Origin of the sequence: Streptomyces xanthophaeus (assembly GCF_030440515.1) — a bacterium.
GTDB classification, from domain to species: domain Bacteria; phylum Actinomycetota; class Actinomycetes; order Streptomycetales; family Streptomycetaceae; genus Streptomyces; species Streptomyces kutzneri.
Genome location: NZ_CP076543.1, coordinates 2,160,069 through 2,182,489, shown reverse-complemented (window position 1 = coordinate 2,182,489; position 22,421 = coordinate 2,160,069). Strand labels below are relative to the sequence as shown.

The window sequence follows — 22,421 nt, the reverse complement described above, 5'->3', positions numbered from 1 at the left end:
CGGTGGGTAGCCGCGCGGGTAAGGTTCGCGGCTGTGAGTGGACGAAACACAGCGCTGACGCCCCCTGCCGATGCCGCCGCGCCGGTCAGGCACCCCGACGCGCCCGCACCCGGAGAGCTCCTCGGTGCGCACTACGAGCACTGTTTCGGCTGTGGCGAGGGCCAGCCCCACGGACTCCACCTGGAGGCCCGGGCGGGCGAGGGCGTGCGCGTCACCGCCGAGTTCACCGTCAGGCCCGCACACCAGGGCGCACCCGGTCTCGCCCACGGCGGGGTGCTCGCCACCGCGCTCGACGAGACGCTGGGTTCCCTGAACTGGCTGCTGCGCGTCATCGCGGTGACGGGGCGGCTGGAGACCGACTTCGTGCGGCCCGTGCCGGTGGACACCGTGCTGCACCTGGAGGCCGAGGTCACCGCCGTCGCCGGCCGGAAGATCTACTGCACGGCCGTCGGCCGGATAGGCGGACCGCAGGGCCCGGTCGCCGTACGTGCCGACGCCCTCTTCATAGAGGTGAAGGTCGACCACTTCATCGACAACGGACGGCCCGAGGAGATCCAGGCGGCGATGGCCGACCCGGACCAGGTCAGGCGCGCACGCGCCTTTGAGGTGAACCCCTGATGTCCCAGAACAACCACGATTCCCGCCGGCCGGTCGACGTGCTGATCCGCCGCGTCGACCCGGAGGTGCCGATTCCGGCATACGGGCACCCCGGCGACGCCGGCTGCGACCTCGTCACCACCGAGGCCGCCGAGCTGGAGCCCGGCGAGCGCGCCGTCCTGCCCACCGGAGTCTCGATCGCCCTGCCCGACGGGTACGCGGCGTTCGTGCACCCGCGGTCCGGCCTGGCCGCACGCTGCGGGCTCGCGCTCGTGAATGCCCCGGGGACGGTGGATGCCGGGTACCGTGGGGAGATCAAGGTGATCGTGGTCAATCTCGACCCTCGCGAGAGCGTCCGGTTCGAGCGTTTCGACCGCATCGCCCAGCTGGTTGTCCAGCGGGTCGAGAAGGTGCGCTTCCACGAGGTGGCGGAACTTCCCGGCTCGGCCCGGGCCGAGGGGGGCTTCGGCTCCACCGGCGGGCATGCGGCCGTGGCCGGATCCGGGGCTGGTCAGCAGGGTGGGAATGGCTACGCTTCGGTCGTAACCGACCGGGAAGGACAGTGACGTGTTCGGACGTCGCAAGAAGAACGACTCCGCCCATGACGGCGGCGCGGCCGAGCAGGTCGTAGACGGCGTCGCCGAGCAGGACGACGCGGGCGAGCAGGAGAGTGCCGCCCCGCGCCGGGTGAACCTGCCGCCGGCCCCGCGGCCCGACGGCCCCTGGGACGTCTCCGAGGTGCTCGGGAACCCGGCCGACGGCCGGGTGGACCTCGGCGGCATCCTCGTACCCGGCGTCGAGGGCATGGAGCTGCGCGTCGAGGTCGCCGGTGACGCGATCGTGGCCGCGACCGTGGTCCTCGGCGACAGCGCCGTGCAGCTGCAGGCCTTCGCCGCGCCCAAGAAGGAGGGCATCTGGGGCGAGGTCCGCGAGGAGATCGCCGCGGGTATCACCCAGCAGGGCGGCATCATCGACGAGGCCCAGGGCTCCCTGGGCTGGGAGCTGCGCGCCCAGGTGCCCGTACCGCTCCCGGACGGGCAGACCGGCGCCCAGCTGGTCCGCTTCGTCGGCGTCGACGGCCCCCGCTGGTTCCTGCGCGGCGTCATCTCCGGCCAGGGCGCCGTGCGCCCCGAGTCGGCGGGTGTGCTGGAGCAGATCTTCCGGGACACCGTCGTCGTCCGCGGTGACGGCCCGATGGCTCCCCGCGACCCGATCGTCCTGAAGCTGCCGAACGACGCCCAGATGGTGCCGGACGGCGTGCAGACGGACGACCAGGAAGGCTCCCGCTTCGGCGGCGGCATGGGCCAGCTCGAACGAGGCCCGGAGATCACCGAGGTCCGCTGACCTCGGACGGCCCCCGCGCACAGGGGGGCTCGTCATGTATTTCGGCCGGTGGGCCCCACTCCTTCGGGGTGGGGCCCACCGGCGTGTGCCCCACCGGGCACCCCGCGTCAGGGATCCGTCAGGGATCGCGGCCGGGGCGCCGATCGGTGCGTGCGCGGCGTGGACGTCCCGGAGAATGGGGCGCATGGGACGCGGCAAGCTCAGGATCTACCTCGGCGCGGCACCCGGTGTGGGCAAGACCTACGCGATGCTCTCGGAAGGCCATCGCCGGGTGGAGCGGGGCGCGGACTGCGTCGTCGGCTTCGTCGAGCACCACGGCCGGCCGCGGACGGAGGTCATGCTCCACGGCCTCGAACAGGTCGAGCGCAAGCCCCTGACGTACCGGGGCGCCGCCTTCACCGAGATGGACGTGGACGCGCTCCTCGCCCGCAGGCCCGCGATAGCGCTGGTGGACGAGCTCGCGCACACCAATGTCCCCGGCTCGCGCAACGCCAAGCGCTGGCAGGACGTGGAGGAGCTGCTGCGGGCCGGCATCGACGTCGTGTCCACCGTGAACATCCAGCACCTGGAGTCGCTCGGGGACGTGGTCGAATCGATCACCGGGGTGCGGCAGCGGGAGACCGTGCCGGACGAGGTGGTCCGCCGGGCCGACCAGGTCGAGCTGGTCGACATGTCGCCGCAGGCACTGCGCCGGCGGATGGCCCACGGGAACATATACAAGCCCGAGAAGGTCGACGCGGCCCTGTCGAACTACTTCCGGCCGGGCAACCTCACCGCCCTGCGCGAGCTGGCGCTGCTGTGGGTGGCCGACCGGGCGGACGAGTACCTCCAGCAGTACCGGGGCGAGCACGACATCCGCTCGACCTGGCAGGCGCGGGAGCGGATCGTCGTCGGACTCACCGGCGGGCCGGAGGGGCGCACGCTCATCCGGCGGGCCTCGCGGATGGCGGCCAAGGGCTCGGGCAGCGAGATCCTGGCCGTCTACATCGCCCGCAGCGACGGGCTGACCGCCGCCTCGCCGAAGGAGCTCGCGGTCCAGCGGACCCTGGTCGAGGACCTGGGCGGAACGTTTCATCATGTGATCGGCGACAACATCCCCGACGCCCTGCTCGCCTTCGCGCGCGGGGTCAACGCCACCCAGATCGTGCTCGGCTCCAGCCGCCGCCGCTCGTGGCAGTACGTCTTCGGCCCCGGGGTCGGCGCGAGCGTCGCCCGCGACTCGGGACCCGACCTCGACGTGCACATCGTCACGCACGAGCACGTCGCCAAGGGGCGCGGGCTGCCCGTGGTGCGCTCGGCCGCCCGGCTCGGGCGGACCCGGATCATCGCCGGCTGGGTCGTGGGGACGGTCTTCCCCCTCCTGCTGTGCCTGCTGCTCACGCACGTCGACGCCGACCTCGGTCTCGCCAACGACATGCTGCTCTTCCTGTCGCTGACGGTGGCGGCCGCACTGCTCGGCGGGCTCTGGCCGGCCCTGGCCTCCGCCGCCCTCGGCTCGCTGCTGCTGAACTACTTCTTCGCGCCGCCGCTGCACCGCCTGACGGTGTCCGACCCCAAGAACATCGTCGCCATCACCGTCTTCTTCGGGGTCGCCGTCTCCGTGGCCTCGGTCGTGGACCTGGCCGCCCGCCGCACCCACCAGGCGGCCCGGCTGCGCGCCGAGTCCGAGATCCTCTCCTTCCTGGCCGGCAGCGTGCTGCGTGGCGAGACCACGCTGGACGCGCTGCTGGAGCGGGTACGCGAGACCTTCGCCATGGAGTCCGTGGCCCTGCTGGAGCGGGCGAACGACGTGGAGCCCTGGAAACCGGCCGGCAGCGTCGGCCCCGCCCCCGCCGCGCGGCCCGAGGACGCCGACGTGGACATGCCCATCGGGGACCACATGGCCCTGGCCCTGTCCGGCCGGGTGCTGCCCGCCGAGGACCGCCGGGTGCTCGGCGCGTTCGCGGCGCAGGCGGCCGTGGTCCTGGACCGCCAGCGGCTGGTCGGCGAGGCCGAGGAGGCCCGCCGGATGGCCGAGGGCAACCGGATCCGCACCGCGCTGCTCGCCGCCGTCAGCCATGACCTCCGTACGCCGCTGGCCTCCATCAAGGTGTCCGTGAGCTCCCTGCGCTCCGCCGACGTGGAGTGGAGCGAGGAGGACCGGGCCGAGCTCCTCGAAGGCATCGAGGACGGCGCCGACCGCCTCGACCACCTGGTGGGCAACCTGCTCGACATGTCCCGGCTGCAGACCGGCACCGTCACCCCGCTGATCCGGGAGATCGACCTCGACGAGGTGGTCCCGATGGCGCTGGGCGGCGTACCGGAGGACAGCGTGCTGCTGGACGTGCCCGAGGCGCTGCCGATGGTGGCGGTGGACCCGGGGCTGCTGGAGCGGACCGTGGCCAACGTCGTGGAGAACGCCGTCAAGTACAGCCCGGCGGGGGAGCCGGTCCTGGTGGCGGCCAGCTGTCTCGGCGACCGGGTCGAGGTCCGGGTCGTCGACCGCGGACGGGGCGTGCCCGACGAGGCCAAGGACCGGATCTTCGCCCCCTTCCAGCGGTACGGGGACGCCCCGCGCGGGGCCGGCGTGGGCCTGGGGCTCGCCGTCGCCCGGGGGTTCGCCGAGGCCATGGACGGCACCCTGACGGCCGAGGACACTCCCGGGGGCGGGCTGACCATGGTGCTCACCTTGCGCGCGGTGCGCGGCGGCGGGTCACCGGGGCGTGCCACGGTGGGCGCGGGCGGCGGCGCGACGGCGGGGGCGGCGGGAGCGGCGGGAGTGGCGGGAGTGGCGGGAGCGGCGGGACCGGCGCAACCGATGGAACCGATGGAACCGATGGAACTTGATCACGGCCGTGATCGGATGACGCGACAGAAGGCAGGACCTCAATGACCCGGGTGCTCGTGGTGGAAGACGAGCCGCAGATCGTCCGAGCGCTTGTGATCAACCTGAAGGCGCGCAGATACGAGGTCGACGCCGCGGCCGACGGGGCCAGCGCACTGGAACTCGCGGCCGCCCGACACCCCGACGTGGTCGTGCTCGACCTCGGACTGCCCGACATGGACGGGGTCGAGGTGATCAAGGGCCTGCGCGGCTGGACCCGGGTGCCGATCCTGGTCCTCTCCGCCCGGCACAGCTCCGACGAGAAGGTCGAGGCCCTGGACGCGGGCGCCGACGACTACGTCACCAAGCCCTTCGGCATGGACGAGCTGCTGGCACGGCTGCGCGCCGCCGTCCGCCGGGCCGAGCCGGCCGCGGGCTCCGGCGAGGACGAGGTGATCGTGGAGACGGACGGCTTCACGGTGGACCTGGCCGCCAAGAAGGCCGTGCGCGAGGGACGCGACGTACGGCTGACGCCCACCGAGTGGCACCTGCTGGAGGTCCTGGTCCGCAACAGCGGCAAGCTGGTCAGCCAGAAGCAGCTGCTCCAGGAGGTCTGGGGGCCCTCGTACGGCACCGAGACGAACTACCTGCGGGTCTACATGGCCCAACTGCGGCGCAAACTGGAGGCGGACCCCTCGCATCCGCGGCACTTCATCACCGAGCCGGGCATGGGATACCGCTTCGAGCGGTAGTGGGCACGCCGGTACGCTTCCTGTATGAGTGCTGAACCGCGTCCCGAGAAGTCCGCGAAGCCGGTCAGGCCTGCGGGCCGGTTCCGCCGGATGATTGAGCGGCTGTCCACCTCCCAGGAGGAGCTGCATTCGGCGGAGCTGCAGGAGGACGCAGAAGCCGCGGGGTGTACGCGGATCTGCGACTGCCACGACCGCCAGATAGTCAAGGTGACCGGAACCCTGCGTACGGTCACCCTGCGGCCGCGCGCGGGCGTCCCCGCCCTGGAGGCCGAACTCTTCGACGGCTCGGCCGCGCTGGACGTGGTCTGGCTCGGGCGTCGCTCGATCGTGGGAATCGAGCCCGGCCGACGCATGATTGCCTCGGGGCGTATCTCCATGACCCACGGCCGTCGGGTGCTCTTCAACCCGAAGTACGAACTCCGCCCGCTCGGACAGGAGCACTGACCGGTGACGTCACTCGACAAACCGACCACCCCGGAACCGACCGGGCCGCGGCATGCCGCCGGGCCGTCCGAGGACCAGAAGGCCGTGACCCAGGCGGCGCTCTTCGATGCCTTCGGCGGCATCCGGGGCACCGTGGAGACGATGCTGCCCGGGCTGCTCTTCGTCATGATCTACACGATCAACAAGGACGTGAAGTGGTCCGCCATCGCGGCCGGCGCGGTCGCGGTCCTGCTGGTGATCGTGCGGCTGCTGCGCAAGGACACGGTCAAGCACGCCTTCAGCGGCGTCTTCGGCGTGGGCGTGGGCGTGGCCTTCGCCCTGTTCACGGGCAGCGCGAAGGGCTTCTACCTGCCCGGCATGATCTACGGCGTCGGCCTCGGCGTGGCCTTCACGATCTCTGCGCTGGTGGGCTTCCCGCTGCTCGGAGTGATCCTGGGCCCGGTGTTCAAGGAGAACCTCTCCTGGCGCACCCGCAACCCCGGGCGCAAGAAGGCGTACGTCAAGGCCAGCCTGGCCTGGGGCCTGATCTTCCTCGCCAAGTACGCGATCCTCTTCCCGCTGTACTGGTGGGGCGACGCGACGCAGCTGGGCTGGGTGCTGATCGCGCTGAAGCTCCCGCCGATGGTGCTCGCCGTGTACTTCACCTGGGTCTTCCTGGCGAAGGCGCCGCCGCCGATCGACGTGATCGCGGAGTGGGAGGCCAAGGAGGCCGCCGAGGCCGCCGCCAAGGGGCCGAAGGCCTGACGGCGCACAGCTGACGCGAAGGGGCGGGACCGGCCGGAAGGGCCGGTCCCGCCCCTTCGCGCTGCAGCGCGAGAACGCGCCTGCGGGCACAGGCGGAGCCCGCAGGCGCGTTCCGGCGCTGCACGACCGGTGGAGCCCGTCCCCGGCGCTTGCGCGGGCAGGCTCCCGCACGCGGGTGGGGCCGTAGGGGTGGCGGCCCGGGGCGTGAACGGCCGTGCGGGGGAACCCGCTCCCGCGGGGCAGGCCGCCGCGCGGGAGCGGGCCCTGGGGCGCGGAGGGCCGCAGGAGCACGCCCCGGCGCCCGCGGGCAGCCCACTGCGCGGGAGCGGGCCCATAGGGCCGACGGGTCGGGAGCGCGCGGGTCCGTGGCTGCGAGGCGGGGTGCCGGGTCGTACCCGGGCGGTACCCGCCCGAGGCGGTCCGGGGTGCAGCGGTCACGTGGGGGAGGTCCCGCTCCTGTGGGGCAGGGTCCCGCGCGGGGCCGTGGCCCGGGGAGCGGACGGCCGCGCGACCCGGCGCCCGGAGGGCCTGCGCCCGCAGGGTCTGCGCCCAGAGGGTCTGCGCCCGCAGGGCAGGCTCCCGCACGCGGGTGGAGCCGTAGGGGCGGTGGCCCGGGGCGGGAAGCCCGAAGGGGGCGCGCCCTGCTGGGCGCGCCCCCTTCGTCGTCGAGCAGGCCCGTAGGGCTAGCGGCGGGCCTGGAGGAGGTCCTCCAGCTGTTCCTCGCGGGCCTGGGCGGCCACGAAGAGCAGTTCGTCGCCCGGCTCCAGGGTCTCCTCCCCGTGCGGGGTGAGGACCCGGTTGCCCCGGATGATCGTGACCAGCGAGGTGTCCTCGGGCCAGGTGATGTCGCCGATCTGGGTGCCCGCGACCGAGGAGTCGGCCGGCAGGGTCAGCTCGACGAGGTTGGCGTCGCCGTGGCTGAAGCGCAGCAGCCGTACCAGGTCGCCGACGCTCACGGCCTCCTCGACCAGGGCCGACATCAGGCGCGGCGTGGAGACGGCGACGTCGACGCCCCAGGACTCGTTGAAGAGCCACTCGTTCTTCGGGTTGTTGACGCGGGCCACCACGCGCGGCACCCCGTACTCGGTCTTGGCGAGCAGCGAGACGACGAGGTTGACCTTGTCGTCACCGGTGGCCGCGATGACCACGTTGCACCGCTGCAGCGCCGCCTCGTCCAGCGAGGTGATCTCGCAGGCGTCGGCCAGCAGCCACTCGGCCTGCGGCACCCGCTCGACCGAGATGGCGGTCGGGGCCTTGTCGACCAGGAGCACCTCGTGGCCGTTCTCCAGCAGTTCGCCCGCGATGGAGCGGCCCACCGCACCTGCACCGGCGATCGCGACCCTCATGCGTGTGCCTCCTCAGGCCCCTCGGCGAACGCCGCCTCGACCTTGTCGATCTCGTCCGTGCGCATCATCACGTGGACGAGGTCGCCCTCCTGCAGGACCGTCGCCGACGTGGGCAGCATCGCCTCGCCCAGGCGGGTGAGGAACGCCACGCGCACGCCCGTCTCGTCCTGGAGCTTGCTGACCTTGTGGCCGATCCAGGCGGCGGAGGTGTGCACCTCGGCGAGCTGCACACCGCCGCTCGGGTCGCGCCACAGCGGCTCGGCGCCCGAAGGCAGCAGTCGGCGCAGCATCTGGTCGGCGGTCCACCGCACGGTGGCGACGGTGGGGATGCCGAGGCGCTGGTAGACCTCGGCGCGCTTGGGGTCGTAGATGCGGGCCGCGACGTTCTCCACGCCGAACATCTCGCGCGCCACGCGGGCAGCGATGATGTTGGAATTGTCACCACTGCTGACGGCGGCGAAGGCGCCCGCGTCCTCGATTCCCGCCTCCCTCAGGGTGTCCTGGTCGAAGCCGACCCCGGTGACGCGGCGGCCGCCGAATCCGGCGCCGAGCCGGCGGAATGCGGTGGGGTCCTGGTCGACGACGGCGACCGTATGCCCCTGCTGTTCCAGGGTTTGCGCGAGGGCGGAGCCCACCCTTCCGCAACCCATGATGACGATGTGCACGGCCGTCCTTCCGGCTGTCAGCGACTCGCTGGTTCCCAGCCTCATTGCATGCTCTGGTTTAACAGGGTCTCAGACCATGGCCCAAGCTACACACGGGCGGTCACCGATGGGGCCTCTTGCGCCGCAGTCGTGCTGCGGGTGGGGAGGAATTGCGGCGGGATTGCGGTATGAGGGGGTGGGGGTTCGTCAGTCTGATTTCGAACGCTTACGATCCTCTGCGTGTCCAAACTGACCGACGTGCCCAAACGGATCCTGATCGGCCGGGCGCTACGCAGCGACCGCCTCGGAGAAACACTCCTTCCCAAGCGGATCGCCCTTCCCGTCTTCGCTTCCGACCCGCTGTCCTCCGTGGCATATGCCCCTGGCGAGGTCCTGCTGGTCCTGTCGATCGCGGGCGTGTCGGCGTACCACTACAGCCCCTGGATCGCGCTCGCGGTCGTCGTGCTGATGTTCACCGTCGTGGCGTCCTACCGCCAGAACGTCCACGCCTACCCGAGCGGTGGCGGCGACTACGAGGTCGCCAACACGAACCTCGGCCCCAGGGCAGGCCTCACCGTGGCGAGCGCCCTGCTCGTCGATTACGTCCTGACCGTCGCCGTGTCGATCTCCTCCGGGGTCGAGAATCTCGGTTCGGCGGTGCATTTCGTCATCGAGCACAAGGTGCTCTCGGCGACCGTCATGATCCTTCTGCTCACGCTGATGAACCTGCGCGGTGTGAAGGAATCCGGGAAGCTCTTCGCGATCCCGACCTATGTCTTCGTCGCCGCCGTATTCGTCATGATCGGCTGGGGTGCCTGGAAGGGCATCGTCCTCGGCGAGACCCTGACGGCGCCGACCGCCGATCTCGAGATCAAACCCGAGCAACAGGGGCTGGCCGGCTTCGCGATGGTCTTCCTGCTGCTGAGGGCCTTCTCGTCCGGCTGTGCGGCCCTGACCGGTGTCGAGGCCATCAGCAACGGCGTACCCGCCTTCCGCAAGCCGAAGAGCAAGAACGCCGCGTCCACCCTCGCCTACATGGGCGGCCTGGCGGTCACCATGTTCTGCGGGATCATCGGCCTGGCCATGGCCAGCGACGTGAGGATGGCCGAGAACCCCGCCGAGGACCTGCTGGCGAACGGCGTCCCGGTCGGCCCCGGGTACATCCAGAACCCGGTGATCTCGCAGGTGGCCGAGGCCGTCTTCGGTGACGGCAGCTTCCTCTTCATCCTGCTGGCCGCGGCCACCGCGCTGGTGCTGTTCCTGGCGGCGAACACCGCGTACAACGGCTTCCCGCTGCTCGGCTCGATCCTCGCCCAGGACCGCTACCTGCCGCGCCAGCTGCACACCCGGGGCGACCGGCTCGCCTTCTCCAACGGCATCGTGCTCCTCGCCGGCGCGGCCATCCTGCTCGTCTGGATCTACGACGCGGACTCGACCAAGCTGATCCAGCTCTACATCGTCGGCGTGTTCGTCTCCTTCACGCTGAGCCAGATCGGCATGGTCCGGCACTGGAACCGCCACCTGAAGACGGAGCGCGACGCCGCCGCCCGCCGTCGGATGCACCGCTCCCGGGCGATCAACGCCTTCGGCGCGTTCTTCACCGGCATGGTGCTGGTCATCGTCCTCGCCACCAAGTTCACCCACGGTGCGTGGGTGGCCCTGCTCGGCATGCTGATCTTCTACGGCACGATGAGCGCGATCCGGAAGCACTACGACCGCGTCTCCGCGGAGATCGCCGCCGCCGAGGGCCCCAGCGACGACAGTGTGCGGCCCTCCCGGGTCCACTCGATCGTCCTGGTCTCCAAGGTCCACAAGCCCACGCTGCGCGCCCTGGCGTTCGCCAAGCTGACCCGCTCGGACACCCTGGAGGCGCTCAGCATCAGCGTGGACCCGGCCGAGACCAAGGCGCTGCGCGAGGAATGGGACCGGCGCGGGATCAACGTCCCGCTCAAGATCCTCGACTCGCCGTACCGGGAGATCACCCGCCCGGTGGTCGAGTACGTCAAGGGCCTGCGCAGCGAGAACCCGCGCGACGCGGTCAGCGTCTACATCCCCGAGTACGTCGTCGGCCGCTGGTACGAACACCTGCTGCACAACCAGAGCGCGCTGCGCCTCAAGGGCCGGCTGCTCTTCACCCCCGGTGTGATGGTCACCTCGGTGCCCTACCAGCTGGAGTCCTCGGAACTCGCCAAGCGGCGGGCCAAGAAGCGCCAGGACTGGAACGCCCCGGGTGCGGTGCGCCGCGGCCCCGTGGACAGCCCCGTCAGGTCCTCGCCGCCGAAGGAGCCCACGGCGAAGGGCTGAGCAGGTTGGTGAACGGCCGGACGAGATCCACGTAAACTGGTGGGTCGGTCGTCCGGCCGTTTTCCGTTGTTTCAGTTTTTGGAGTCTCCCCACCATGACGAGCCCCGAGCAGAACGAGAAGCAGTCACTGGTCGGGGAGGAGTACGAGGTCGAGGTCGGCCCCGTGGCGCACGGCGGGCACTGCATCGCCCGGACCGAGGACGGCCGTGTGCTGTTCGTCCGTCACACCCTGCCCGGCGAGAAGGTCGTCGCCAAGGTCACCGAGGGCGACGTGGACTCCCGCTACCTGCGCGCCGACGCGATCACCGTGCTCGACGCCTCCAAGGACCGCGTGGAAGCCCCCTGCCCGTACGCCGGCCCCGGCAAGTGCGGCGGCTGCGACTGGCAGCACGCCAAGCCCGGCGCCCAGCGCCGCCTCAAGGGCGAGGTCGTCGCCGAGCAGCTGAAGCGGCTCGCGGGGCTCACCCCGGAGGAGGCCGGCTGGGACGGCACCGTGATGCCGGCCGAGGGCGACAAGCTGCCGGCCGGGCAGGTGCCGCAGTGGCGCACCCGCGTGCAGTTCGCCATCGACGACGACGGCACCGTCGGCCTGCGCCGCCACCGCTCGCACGAGATCGAGGCGATCGACCACTGCATGATCGCGGCGCCGGGCGTCAGCGAACTGGGCATCGAGAAGCAGGACTGGCCGCAGATGGCCACGGTCGAGGCGATCGCGGCGACCGGCTCCCAGGACCGCCAGGTCGTCCTGACCCCCCGCCCCGGCGGCCGCCTCCCCCTCGTCGAGCTGGACAAGCCGGTCTCCGTCCTGCGCGTGGAGGAGAAGGACGGCGGCGTCCACCGCGTCCACGGCCGCCCCTTCGTACGGGAGCGCGCGGACGGCCGTACGTACCGCGTGGGCATGGGCGGCTTCTGGCAGGTCCACCCGCAGGCCGCGGACACCCTGATCAAGGCCGTCATGCAGGGCCTGATGCCGCGCAAGGGCGAGATGGCCCTCGACCTCTACTGCGGCGTCGGCATCTTCGCGGGAGCCCTCGCGGAACGCCTCGGCGAGACCGGAGCCGTCCTCGGCATCGAGTCGACGAAGCGCGCGGTGGAGGACGCCCGCCACAACCTGGCGGACTTCCCGCGGGTCCGCATCGAGCAGGGCAAGGTCGAGCAGATCCTCCCGAAGACCGGGATCACGGAATGCGACCTGGTCGTCCTGGACCCCCCGCGCGCGGGCGCCGGCAAGCAGACGGTCCGCCACATCACGGGCCTCTCGGCCCGCCGCATCGCCTACGTGGCCTGCGACCCGGCGGCCCTGGCACGCGACCTGGGCTACTTCAAGGAAAACGGCTACAAGGTCCGCACCCTGCGCGTCTTCGACCTCTTCCCGATGACCCACCACGTGGAGTGCGTGGCAATCCTGGAGCCGCTCAACAAGGGCGCCTGACCTGCGGTTTCTCGGTTTCGAAGTCTGCTTCGACCTGTTTCCGGACAAACAACAGGTCGAAGCAGACGGCCACAGCAGGGGCTGCCTGACCTGCTGCTTGACGCTCGCCAGCCTTATCGCTGTCCGACTCTGAACGGTCGAGCCCACACCGCCAATCGGGAGGCGAGGGGTGAGCCCTTCCACAGCGGTCTAGCTCTGCCTCAAGCAACTGGCAGCCCCGTCCTCGACGTTGACGACATCACCAGTCAGCAGGAACAGGGCTCCTCCTCAGCCCTGTGATCCGGATAGTCCGTCCCACAAGCGACGCCGGCATGGCCCGGCTGGTCTCCAATGCCCTGCAACACAGTTGTAGTGGCCGAGACCAGCGCAACAGGCTTGTCGTCGTGAGCGCGCACCTGCTGGCTGACGCACCTGCACCGGACGATGCAGAGCTCACACCGGCGGACCCGCGGTGGGTACCGCATGCTGCGCAGAATGGTTTGGCTCGTGGCCGCTGCGGCCCTCTGCACAGGTGCGGCCGTGTTTCCGAGCGGTGGAACAGCCACGGACATGATGGCCGTCATGGGCCTATTGAGTATGGGGGCCGTATTCCCGCCCTTGCGCGAGCTGCCGGGCCGGGCCATGACAGGGCTCTTCGGTACCTCTATGCCCAGTGTGGAAGCTGGAGCGGGCCCCAATCCGCCACCGCGGACCGAGGCGCCCGCTCCCATGGCAACCTGCGCCGACGAGGCGCGCGTCCTGTGCGGATCAGGGCCGGCCGGGTGCCCGCTGCTCTGCCCTTCCTGCTTCGAGTCTCGCTAGCAGCTGCTTGTCAACGCCGGGCCGAGGAAGGGACTGGGCGTTCCGTGCCAGAACACGTCCATGCTGTCCCGCGCGCGTGTTGCCGCGACGAACAACAGGGAACGGGCGCGCTGCATCTCATGGCGGTAGCGCACCGGATCGGTAGTACGAAGGCGACTGACAGTTTCACGCGGCACCAGACCATCGGCAACGCCGGCGATGATCATACGCTGGTACTCAAGCCCCTTGAATCTGAACATGGTGCCGATGTGTACGCCCTCACTCCCGTTCGGGCCGTCGGAGCGAATCTCCACGGGGCGGATTCCGCGCAGACTCAGCGTGTATGCGACTTCGGTCGCCATCTGGTTCGTCGGCACGCAGATCGCGATCTGCTCGTGGGGGATCCTCGACTCCGGGTCCTCGTCCCACTGCTTGATGAGAGTCGCGATGCCTTCCCGTTCCGCCGCCCAGTCGGAGAACGGGTGACCGGCAGGCACCCGCCCGCTCAGCACGGACCGGTATCCGGCCAACGTCTCGTCGGCGCCGTCGAGGTCGTCGTACGAGGTCTCCCCCAGTACGTCGAGGGCCGAGCGGAGGATCTGCCGGGTCGTGCGGTAGCTCAGGCTCAGTTTCGAGGAACGGCCCCTGATGTTGATACCGAGGCTGCCGAGTGTCACTTGGTTCTTGTAGATGCGCTGATGGGTGTCGCCGACGAGGAACAAATCGTCGGCCTGGCGAGGAGCCATGGCACGCAGCATCTTCCAGTGCGCAGGGCGCAGATCCTGTGCCTCGTCCACAATGATGTGCCGGTACCGGTAGCGCAGCCAGCCCCCTGAACCGTCCTGGAGATGGATGTTGTCAAGCCCTCCCGCCTCCTCCCGCTGACGCGCGATCGAGAGGATGCGCTGCTCGCGCCCGATTTCCAGGCGCGCGGCGCGCTCGGCCACCTGATCCCAGGTCTGCCGTCCGAGGCGGTCGAGGCGCTGGGTGAAGCGGTCGGCGAGTTGCCAGATCTCGGCGCGCTCGCCGCGGGTGATGTTCCGGCCGCGCCCGGCGCGACGCGCACGGAAGTAGTCGGTCCGTGTGGCGACTGCTTGGCCGAGGATCACCTGGGTCCATTCGTCGTGCAGGAACTCGGGGTCCCAGCCCTCCTCGCCCAGCTCGTCCAGGAGCGCACGCCATTCGCGCACGGCCTGGCTGTCGTCTATCGCCTGCTTGCCGCTGCCGGGTTCGGCTTCTCGCACGATACGCAGCGCCAGCTGGTCGACATGGCTCACGTCGACTCGGGCCACGAGCTCCTCGCCGCCCAGTTCCAGAAGACGAGAACGGAGATCTGCGGCGAGGTTCTTGTTGTACGTGGTCAGGAGGACCGGCTTGTCACGGCCGGGCGGCAGCTGTCGTACGAGATGACGCACCCGGTGCAGGGCGACAATCGTCTTGCCGGTGCCCGGGCCGCCCCCTACCCGGGCGGGGCCCGAGTAGCGACGTTCCACGAGTTTGGCCTGCGTGGGGTGGAGGAAGACCTTCCAACGGCCGAAGTCGCCGCCCTCCAGCGCCTCTCGCAGGGTCTCGTCGGACGTGGTCACCACCGTGGCCGGGCGCTCGGCGGCAGCCTGGAAGTCCTCCGGATCGACTGGCTCGGCGGCGGCGACGGGGGTCGTCACCTGGTCGAGCACGTCGTCGAACGACTTGCCGTCGAAGAGTGCGAGCAGCACCTCACCTGTGAGCTGGGGGGCGTACTCGATCAATCCGAGGAGCTGGTCTTCGGTGGTGAGAGTCCGGATGACCGGTAGCAATGGCTCGGCTACGCCGAGATCCGACAGCTGGGTGTCGGACCAGTCGGCGAAGAGTTCTTGAGGTTTGACCGGTTCAGGGGCAGCGGCAGGGGCCGAAGGCGGTGCGGGGAGGCGGCGAAGGACGCTCTCCTCCACCACCTCCAGATCGACGTACTCGATGCCGCCGGTCACCTGGTTGACGGCGTAGGACAGCCGGTCGTAAACGTCCTTGCGGTGCTTGACGGAGACGATCAGCCAGTCGTCATCAGCCAGTCTGAGCAGCAGGGCACGGTAGTCGTCGCTGACACGCGCCGACCACAACCTGCTGTCGCCCTTGAGCTGCTGGAGCTTGAGCCCGGTCGTGTGCGGATTGGCTTTGAACTTGTGCTGGAAGTCGAAGAAGGCGCCCTTGACCGTGCGGGGGAGCTTGAGGATCTCCTTGTCGGCCTTGTCGAGCAGGCGCAGCGTCACGCCCGAGGTGTTCATTGCCTGTGCTCCCCGTTGTTGGTGCTGTTGTGATTCTGGGTCTTCCCGGTCAACCGGGCGATCAGCTCGGCAGCGTCCCAGGCAGTGGCAGTGCGTGCGTCCCAGCCGGCTGCCGCGAATGCCTCGTCCCGGTCGGCGGACTCATAGTCCGGCTCCTCGGTTGTTTCCGGGCCTCCTGTGCGGGGGGCCAGGACCACTCCGATGCGGACGGTAGGCCAGGCCAGTTCTGCCTGCCAACCCCGCTCGTCCAGTTCGTAACCGTCCTGGGGGGCGGGCACACCCGCATCGGAGAGTGCCCGGGAGAGGTCCACGAGGCCGACCTCGTCCGGATCCAGGTACTCCAGCACCTGGTCCCATGCCGGATCTCTTCCCGATGCCGGCGTCACGGGCGACTCGGCTGGGGCGGCTGTCCTTTCGCCGTCCTGGACGCTGCCGACCTCCTCGACAGGTGCCGTGGAGGTGACGGCCAAGGCAGGCTCCGCTACCGGGATCCCGATCCGGGTTGAGGGCAGCCACCCTTCACCGCCGGTCACGGTGAGCACGTCGGTCGTGAAGCCGTCGAGCAGGCTGCTGGTGAGCTGCACGCTGTCGCCGCCGCCGTGCTCCAAGAACTGCAGCACGTTGCTCCAGTACAGCCAGCCCCGCCAGCGCCGGCGATGCACTTGCGTATCGGCCAGGGCCGCCGCACTGTCGTCCAGTACCGCAAGCCCCGTCCATACCGGAGGAGTTCGCCTCCCGTCTGCGGCAAGGACAAGCCGGCAGCCGGAGGCGTCCGGCCCGTAGATCAGCCTTACGGGCCCGGCAGAGCCAGTGACCGTTCGGTCGTGCAGCGCGTCCTGGATGCCCACACCGACAGTTTCGGAACCGAAGGCAGCGCCGCGGACGCCCGCCGTCCCGATCAGACCGGCGGCAGCAGCCTCCGCCCGGCGCTGCCAGCGCAGTGCGTCCGGCGATCGCAGATAGGCGAGCAGCAGTCGGGCCGGATTGACCCACACCGAGTCGGACAGCTCGCCGGGCAGCCCCATACCCACCCGGCTGTAGTAGTCACGTGCCCGGTTCTGCGCATCCGTGCCATACGGTTCCCAGACCGGGTCCACCGGGCCTGCCCCCGCATACCCGGTGTCGCGCACGCGCTCGCGCCATTCCTTGACGTCGTCGTACGTCAACTGGATCACCCGCAGGCCTTCGCTGCGCAGTCCGGTCCGCTTGGCTGCGTCGTCGGCGAGGCGGTTGTGTGCCGGGGTCGCGTGGTACGCAAAGCCATCCAGGTACACGGCAACACGCGGGCTGGGCGCATCGAGGCGTTCCAGGAGTATGTCGGGCCGGGTGCCATCCAGTGCGCGCTGCTGTGAGACGCGCCAGCTCACGGTGGTGCCGTCGGCCGCAGTCAGCCGCAGATCCAGGGCGTACGTACCGGCCGAGGTCGTGTACGCGTCGGCTGCGGCCTGAGACTCGGACAGTCTGGCCCAGTCCTGGAGGCTGTCAATGAACATGATCTCGAGGTCGCTCTCCGCCTGCCGCTCCAGCGGAATGTGCCGGGTCGTCTCGACCGGTGCGGTCTGCCAACGCTCACCGTCCGCGCCCAGCAGATCGTCCAGCATCTGCCGCACCTCGTTGCGGCTGACCTTGTCGTAGTCGGCCGCCGGAACGCGTCGCAGCAGGCACTGGTGGCAGCCGTCGAGTCCCTTCTCGCGGCAGCCGCAGCTCTCGATGACTTCGCGCGCCTTGAGGAGTACGTCCCGGAAGCCGTCGGCCGACGCCAGCCGGTGCAGGTAGCCGGTGCCTCCGGGTAGGCGGTCGTAGACCACGAGGAATCGCCGCGGCCAGTCCGAGCTGTCGGTGCCCGCATGATCGGGCATCGTCGCCTCGGCGATGTCAATGTGGTCCGGGTCGCCCCCGTACTGAGCGGCGATCCCCGCGAACAACGCGGCGGTGAACGAGGCCAAACGTTCTTTGGCTCGGGCCACGGAGGCGGGCAGCAGGACGCGCACGGCCTCGGTGCTCAGCTCGTGGGCCAGGAGCAACGGTACGTCCTGGCCCTTGCCCTGCTGCTCGCCTGCGTCGCCCCCGGACGTCCCCCTGCCCCGGCGGCGCGGACACCACAGCAGGTGGTGTGCTGCTGCCGGGGTGCTTGTTGCGCCCGACTCGGTCAGCGCGTGCTGAGGCACGTCCACAACAGGACGTCCCTCTGCGGTGGCTCCTCCGCAACTGGTGCAGACATAGAAGGGATTGAGTCGCACGTCCGCGCCTGCGAGCGGTGTCGTGCTGCTGCCTTCCTCGCGGTCGAGCCCCAGATTGAACGTTCGGATCTTCGCCTGGCGAGTGAAGTCAACCCCGAACACAGCTGTCTCGTGTCGCCAGGAACCCGGGGCGATCCGCTCAGGGTCGATGTCGACGGTCGTCAGCACCGCATAGTGACGACGGTCCCGCTCGTCACGGTCGTCTCGCACCCGGGCGTCGTCCCGCTTGTCACGAGAGATGACCCGCCTCGGCTGGAGCACGTACTGCACGCATCCCGCATCGGCGATCTCCCGACCGCCGCACCTGGAGCACGGACTCGTATCGTCCTTTGCGTTGTGGTGCGTTCGGGCGTACCCGCACGACGGACAGAGCCGCCACACCGACCAGGCCCGGCGGTCGGGGGTGCCGACGTCGAGCGCGCGCACGACGTGCCGGTAGCCGTTGACGTAGAAGCTGTTGCCGGGGGCGAGTTCCGTCAGGGCAAGCTTGCGGGAGCGTTCGTAGTCGCGCGTTTCGCTGCGGTAGATCCGGCCTGCCGCATCCGCAGCGGGGTTCTCCGCCCGCGAACCCTCCTCGTCGTCCCGGGTCTCCGTCCAGTACAGGGTTGCTTCCAACTGGGTGGTGGTGTCGGTGAGGCTGTAGTTCGGCAGCAGCCCCAGTTCCACCAGGGTGCCATGGGCACTGGACTGGCTCAGCTCACGAAGCAGGTCCCCGGCACTGCGCCGCTCCGCGAGCAGCTCTCGGCGCTCACGGTCCTGCACAGCATCCGTGCGGACCAGATGTCCGGCAGCCTCGTCGATCGCAGCGATCCTGCGACGGAGTTCCTCGCGCCGGCCCGTCCAGTCCTCTTCGGCTTCCTGCAGCGCCCTGACGATCCCGTCGGTGGCGTAGGCCTTCAGTTCTTCCGCGGCATACGCGGAGACCCCCGCGCCATCGGAGGCTTCGGGCCCGCTGCCGTCCGGGAAGAGGCTGAGGAACTCCTCGACCAGCGCGGCACCGTGGGTCTGCGCCGCGTCTGCCAGGTCCTGGCACCAGCCCGTGGTGCCGAACAGCGCAGAGGACAGCCGGGGGACCGGAGACAGTGTTTCGCCGTCGGAGGTGCGCAGCTCGCCGCGTGCCGCGAGGTCCAGCAGTCGTGCCGTGTACTGCCGCCTGAGGATCTCCACAGCGGACAGGTAGCAGCCCGGAGGCAGGATCGTCCCCGCGATCATCTCGCGCGGCTCGTCCAGGTAGTACAGATCGCGGGCCCTGCGCCCGCCGAAGGCGACCACGAGCGCGTTGCCCGTCCGGCGTCCGGCCCGGCCTGCCCGCTGCACATAGTTGGCGGGGCCGGCGGGCAGGGAGCCGAGGAGGACGGCGGACAGCTCACCGATGTCGATGCCGAGCTCCAGGGTCGGCGTGCACGACAGGACGTTGGGGTCGGTGTAGTGCGTGCCTGCCTTGAAACTGCGTTCGACGCGCTCCCGTTCGGGTCGGCTCAGCATGCCTGTGTGCTCTGCCGTGACGACCCGGAAGGTGCCGCCAGTCAAGTAGAGCCGACGGTAGTAGTCGCCGGTGTAGTCACGCTCACGTACGGACCCACCGAACCCGGAAGAACTGGATCCGCTCCTCGGCATGCCGGGCTGTGGAGCGGTCAGCTGCCCCTTGCACCGGTAGCGGGGACAGGGGTGTCCGTACCAGCGGGTGAGGCGCTCGGGCGCCACGACCTGCTGCCAGCCGCAGTCCTCACAGCCCACGAATGCCTTGTTCACGACGGAGTCGTCGAGCAACTGCGCCTGGATGTGCCCGGGCTGCAGCCCGTAGATCCTGGTCTGCCGGTCCTTCGTGGTGCGTGCCGCGAGTACCCGTTGGTCGGCGAGGGCGGGAAGCAGCTTGCGCAGGTATTCCGTGGCGCCGGCCGCATCCAGGTCCAGGCACCTGCGCGTCCAGTCCTGGTACCAGCCCAGGCGTCCGGTGATGGCGTCGAACTCGGACTTGTCCTTCTGGCCGTCCAGCAGGAAACGCGGTGGAGCGACGCCTTCGGGGAAGGCGGGCATGCCGTCGGGCCTGCGGCCGGAGATGAGGTACCGGTTGGTACCGGCTTCCCTCATCCAGGTGTCGAGCCAGCGGTGGTGTACCGCACCGCGCAACCTGAGGCGCTCCAGGATCCCCCGTACGTAGGCGAGGTAGCGCTCGGGCGTGGGCAGCCCGCCCGTGGCCAGGAGCTGCCCCGGCAGGGAAAGATGGAGATCGCGGGCGATGTCCGTGACCCGGTCGGGCTCGTCCACGACGACCTCGACCGCGGCGGTCCGCGTCAGCTCCAGGGTACGCCCCATCCTGCTGCGCAGCCCGAACTCCATCACGGTGGCGAAGGCGAGACGTTCGCCGATCAGCTTCCAGGTGCGGGCGTCGCCGGTGCCGCGCCCTGACAGCAGTCGGTCGACCCCCGGCTCGTCGTGCAGATCGGGTGGCACGACGGCGGCCAGGGCATCCGGGTCGTCGACGGACTCCAGCACATGACCGATGAGGTCGTTGAGCGCGGTGGGTGCCCCCGACTCGTCCAGGTTGTGCGCAAGGAGGGACCGCAGCGAGAACTTGTATGACGCATTGGCCACGTAGCCGGCCCGGTGTGCCGCGTCCTGGGTGGAGTCGTTGAAGAGCAGCGTCTTGCGCTCTTCGGGAACGAGCGCGATGTCGCCACCGGTGAACAGCTGGGTGACGGTCGCCGAAGCGAGGGCTGCCTGCGAGGTACCCAGGAAGCGGATGCTGTTGTCGGTGTGGCAGGCGGGGCAGCGGTCGTCCTTCGCAGCCCGGTCGGCCGACTTCTTGTCGAGCAGGGCCAGCGCGAACCAGGCATCGATCAGCTCGGTGGCATCCGCAGACACCGGCAGCCGGTAGGTGCCCTGCCCGCCGTCCAGCACCACCACCGACAAAGGATCGACACCGCCGTCCGACGGCCGGGCCCCGGTCAGCGCATCGAAGACTTGCTGCCGTTCTCGCTGCGTGGCGGAGATGAAGTAGCGGATGCGCCGCTTGTCCCGGCCCACGGCAGCCCGCCAGATGCGGTCCTGCGCCATGACCAGCCGCTGCGGATCAGTCTCGGGGGACAGGGCTGCCCAGCCGGAGCGCCCACAGTTGCGGCAGTACACGGCGGGCAGGTGCACCTCGGCCGGGCGTACGGCCGTATCCGTGCCGGGCAGCGGCTGTGGCCGGCTCGCCGAAGGCCAACCGCCGGAGGGTCCGTCAGGATCTTCGTCGGCGAGCGGAGCGGCGTTCAGGACAGCCCGGCGCGCAGCGGTGCGGTTGTCCTCGTACCAGCGGAACTCCGGGGACGGCCCTACGCCTCGCAGGACGCGGGTGACGGGCCGGACCCACAGGTGCGCTTCGATGTGCAGGAGGGGACGAGGGCTGCGCTCATCGGATTCCGGGTCCCGGGCGGCCGACAGCAGGGCGACGAACCGGGACAGGGCCTGAAGAACGAGGTGCGGATTCTCCCGCGCGGTACGTCCCCAGGCGTATCCGAACCGGGCCAGCCGGTCCCGCAGCGCCCACTCGTCCAACGGCTCCCCGCCCAGCAGCGACAGGACGCCGTGCGTGAAATCGTGCCGCTTGAGCAGCCGCCCGATGCGGAAGGCGTCGAGGCCGGAGCGGCCCAGCATCTTGGCGGCCAGGCCGTCCAGGTCGAGTAGATCGGGCTGCGCCTCCACGCCGGGACCGCCCGAGACCGCGATGACCTCCTGTGGCGTCGGTGGCTCCGGCAGCTCGTAGTCGACGGCGCCGGTGAACTCCTCGGCCGACATCCGCTCTTCCCCGACGACCGAGTCGGCGGGGAAGGGCATTCCGAACACGCGGGAGGCGACATCGAGAATGCCGCCGGCTTCCTTGCCCGCAGTGCCCTCTCCGAGGGTGGCCGACGTCGCCACCGGGCAGATGGACCCAAGCGGCTTGCCCGGCCGTGACGCGCCCGTCGCGGAGGCCAGGCGGCGCAGCAGCATCGCCACGTCGGTGCCCTGGGCCCCGTCGTACGTGTGGAACTCGTCGAGTACGACGTAGGAGAGGTCGGCGCCCTCCCACAGCGAACGGTCCTCACCGCGCTGGAGGAGCAGGTCGAGCATCTTGTAGTTCGTGATCAGCACATCGGGCGGCGTTACTCGCATTTCCTCACGCCGCGTCATCACCCGTCGGAAGTCGGTGTCGGGCCGGTCGCCGATGTAGAGGCCTGCGGTGACCTGCGCCAGCTCCGGCCGGCTCAGGTACTCGCCGATGCGCCCCGCCTGGTCGGTGGCGAGGGCGTTCATCGGGTAGAGCAGGACCGCCTTGATGCCGCGGTGGCCCTGGGCCCGCTGCCGGCGGCAGTGGTCGAGAACGGGGATGAGGAACGACTCGGTTTTGCCGGAGCCGGTGCCCGTGGTCACCAGAGTCGGCTGGGCGGGACCGTGCAGGGTGGACAGCCGTGTCCACGCCTTGGCCTGGTGCCGGTAGGGGGCGAAGCCGGGGAAACCGGCCGTGCACTCGAGCTCCCGCTGCCAGCTGTCGTCGGAGCGGTGGAACGGGGTCCTGATCCGGAGGTAGGGGCCCCGGAAGATGCCCGTCTCCGGGTGGCCGAGGAAGCGCTCCAGGGCCCGCCGGGTGTCCTCGTCGGCTAGGGCGTACGTCGTCGTGAGGTACTGCGTCAGACTGCCGCGCAGCTGGGCGGCGGCCATGGTGGGCTTCACGACGGTCCCCTTTGTCTTACCGATGCCCTGGTGAT

General features: G+C 70.2%; 13 protein-coding genes. 9 read left to right on the top strand and 4 right to left on the bottom strand.

The annotated features are described in order from the left end of the window. Positions 1-33 precede the first annotated feature (33 nt). The 7 genes from KO717_RS09195 (at position 34) to KO717_RS09165 (ending at position 6,684) form a co-directional block, all read left to right on the top strand. Positions 34-618: a PaaI family thioesterase gene (locus KO717_RS09195; RefSeq protein WP_301365787.1), complete on the top strand. Its 585-nt coding sequence runs from the start codon at positions 34-36 to the stop codon at positions 616-618. Beyond that, positions 618-1,163 (top strand): dUTP diphosphatase, encoded by a 546-nt coding sequence (gene dut / locus KO717_RS09190; protein ID WP_301365785.1) that lies wholly within the window; start codon positions 618-620, stop codon positions 1,161-1,163. The genes KO717_RS09195 and dut overlap by 1 nt, the downstream gene beginning before the upstream one ends. 1 nt (position 1,164) lies before the next feature. After that, complete coding sequence (locus tag KO717_RS09185) at positions 1,165-1,941, top strand: DUF3710 domain-containing protein (RefSeq protein WP_301365783.1); 777 nt, start codon at positions 1,165-1,167, stop codon at positions 1,939-1,941. A 184-nt stretch (positions 1,942-2,125) separates the two neighbouring features. Further along, complete coding sequence (locus tag KO717_RS09180; protein ID WP_301365781.1) at positions 2,126-4,813, top strand: sensor histidine kinase; 2,688 nt, start codon at positions 2,126-2,128, stop codon at positions 4,811-4,813. After that, positions 4,810-5,496: a response regulator gene (locus tag KO717_RS09175; RefSeq protein WP_266605846.1), complete on the top strand. Its 687-nt coding sequence runs from the start codon at positions 4,810-4,812 to the stop codon at positions 5,494-5,496. Before KO717_RS09180 ends, KO717_RS09175 begins: the two co-directional genes overlap by 4 nt. A gap of 24 nt (positions 5,497-5,520) precedes the next feature. Further along, a complete protein-coding gene (locus tag KO717_RS09170; RefSeq protein WP_301365780.1) occupies positions 5,521-5,940 on the top strand; it encodes an OB-fold nucleic acid binding domain-containing protein in 420 nt (139 codons plus the stop codon). 3 nt (positions 5,941-5,943) lie between these two features. Continuing rightward, positions 5,944-6,684: a DUF3159 domain-containing protein gene (locus KO717_RS09165; protein ID WP_301365779.1), complete on the top strand. Its 741-nt coding sequence runs from the start codon at positions 5,944-5,946 to the stop codon at positions 6,682-6,684. 683 nt (positions 6,685-7,367) lie between these two features. Here the strand turns inward: KO717_RS09165 and KO717_RS09160 are convergent. Both KO717_RS09160 and KO717_RS09155 read right to left on the bottom strand, forming a co-directional pair. Further along, positions 7,368-8,030, bottom strand: a complete 663-nt coding sequence (locus KO717_RS09160) for a potassium channel family protein (protein ID WP_189739014.1) — start codon at positions 8,028-8,030, stop codon at positions 7,368-7,370. Continuing rightward, on the bottom strand, positions 8,027-8,695 hold the full coding sequence (locus KO717_RS09155; RefSeq protein WP_030016272.1) for a potassium channel family protein: 669 nt from the start codon (positions 8,693-8,695) through the stop codon (positions 8,027-8,029). The genes KO717_RS09160 and KO717_RS09155 overlap by 4 nt, the downstream gene beginning before the upstream one ends. A gap of 219 nt (positions 8,696-8,914) precedes the next feature. Here KO717_RS09155 and KO717_RS09150 point away from each other — a divergent pair, with 219 nt between their 5' ends. Both KO717_RS09150 and KO717_RS09145 read left to right on the top strand, forming a co-directional pair. Continuing rightward, entirely contained in the window at positions 8,915-10,978 is a 2,064-nt protein-coding gene (locus tag KO717_RS09150; protein WP_301365775.1) for an APC family permease, read from the top strand. Positions 10,979-11,072: 94 nt separating this feature from the next. Further along, positions 11,073-12,410 (top strand): class I SAM-dependent RNA methyltransferase, encoded by a 1,338-nt coding sequence (locus KO717_RS09145; RefSeq protein WP_301365773.1) that lies wholly within the window; start codon positions 11,073-11,075, stop codon positions 12,408-12,410. A gap of 797 nt (positions 12,411-13,207) precedes the next feature. On the opposite strand, the gene KO717_RS09140 is transcribed toward KO717_RS09145, so the two are convergent. Both KO717_RS09140 and KO717_RS09135 read right to left on the bottom strand, forming a co-directional pair. Next, complete coding sequence (locus KO717_RS09140; RefSeq protein ID WP_301365771.1) at positions 13,208-15,451, bottom strand: UvrD-helicase domain-containing protein; 2,244 nt, start codon at positions 15,449-15,451, stop codon at positions 13,208-13,210. Further along, positions 15,448-22,386 carry a DEAD/DEAH box helicase gene (locus tag KO717_RS09135; RefSeq protein WP_301365770.1) on the bottom strand — a complete coding sequence of 2,313 codons (6,939 nt, stop codon included), beginning with the start codon at positions 22,384-22,386 and terminating at the stop codon, positions 15,448-15,450. Before KO717_RS09135 ends, KO717_RS09140 begins: the two co-directional genes overlap by 4 nt. Positions 22,387-22,421 lie beyond the last annotated feature (35 nt).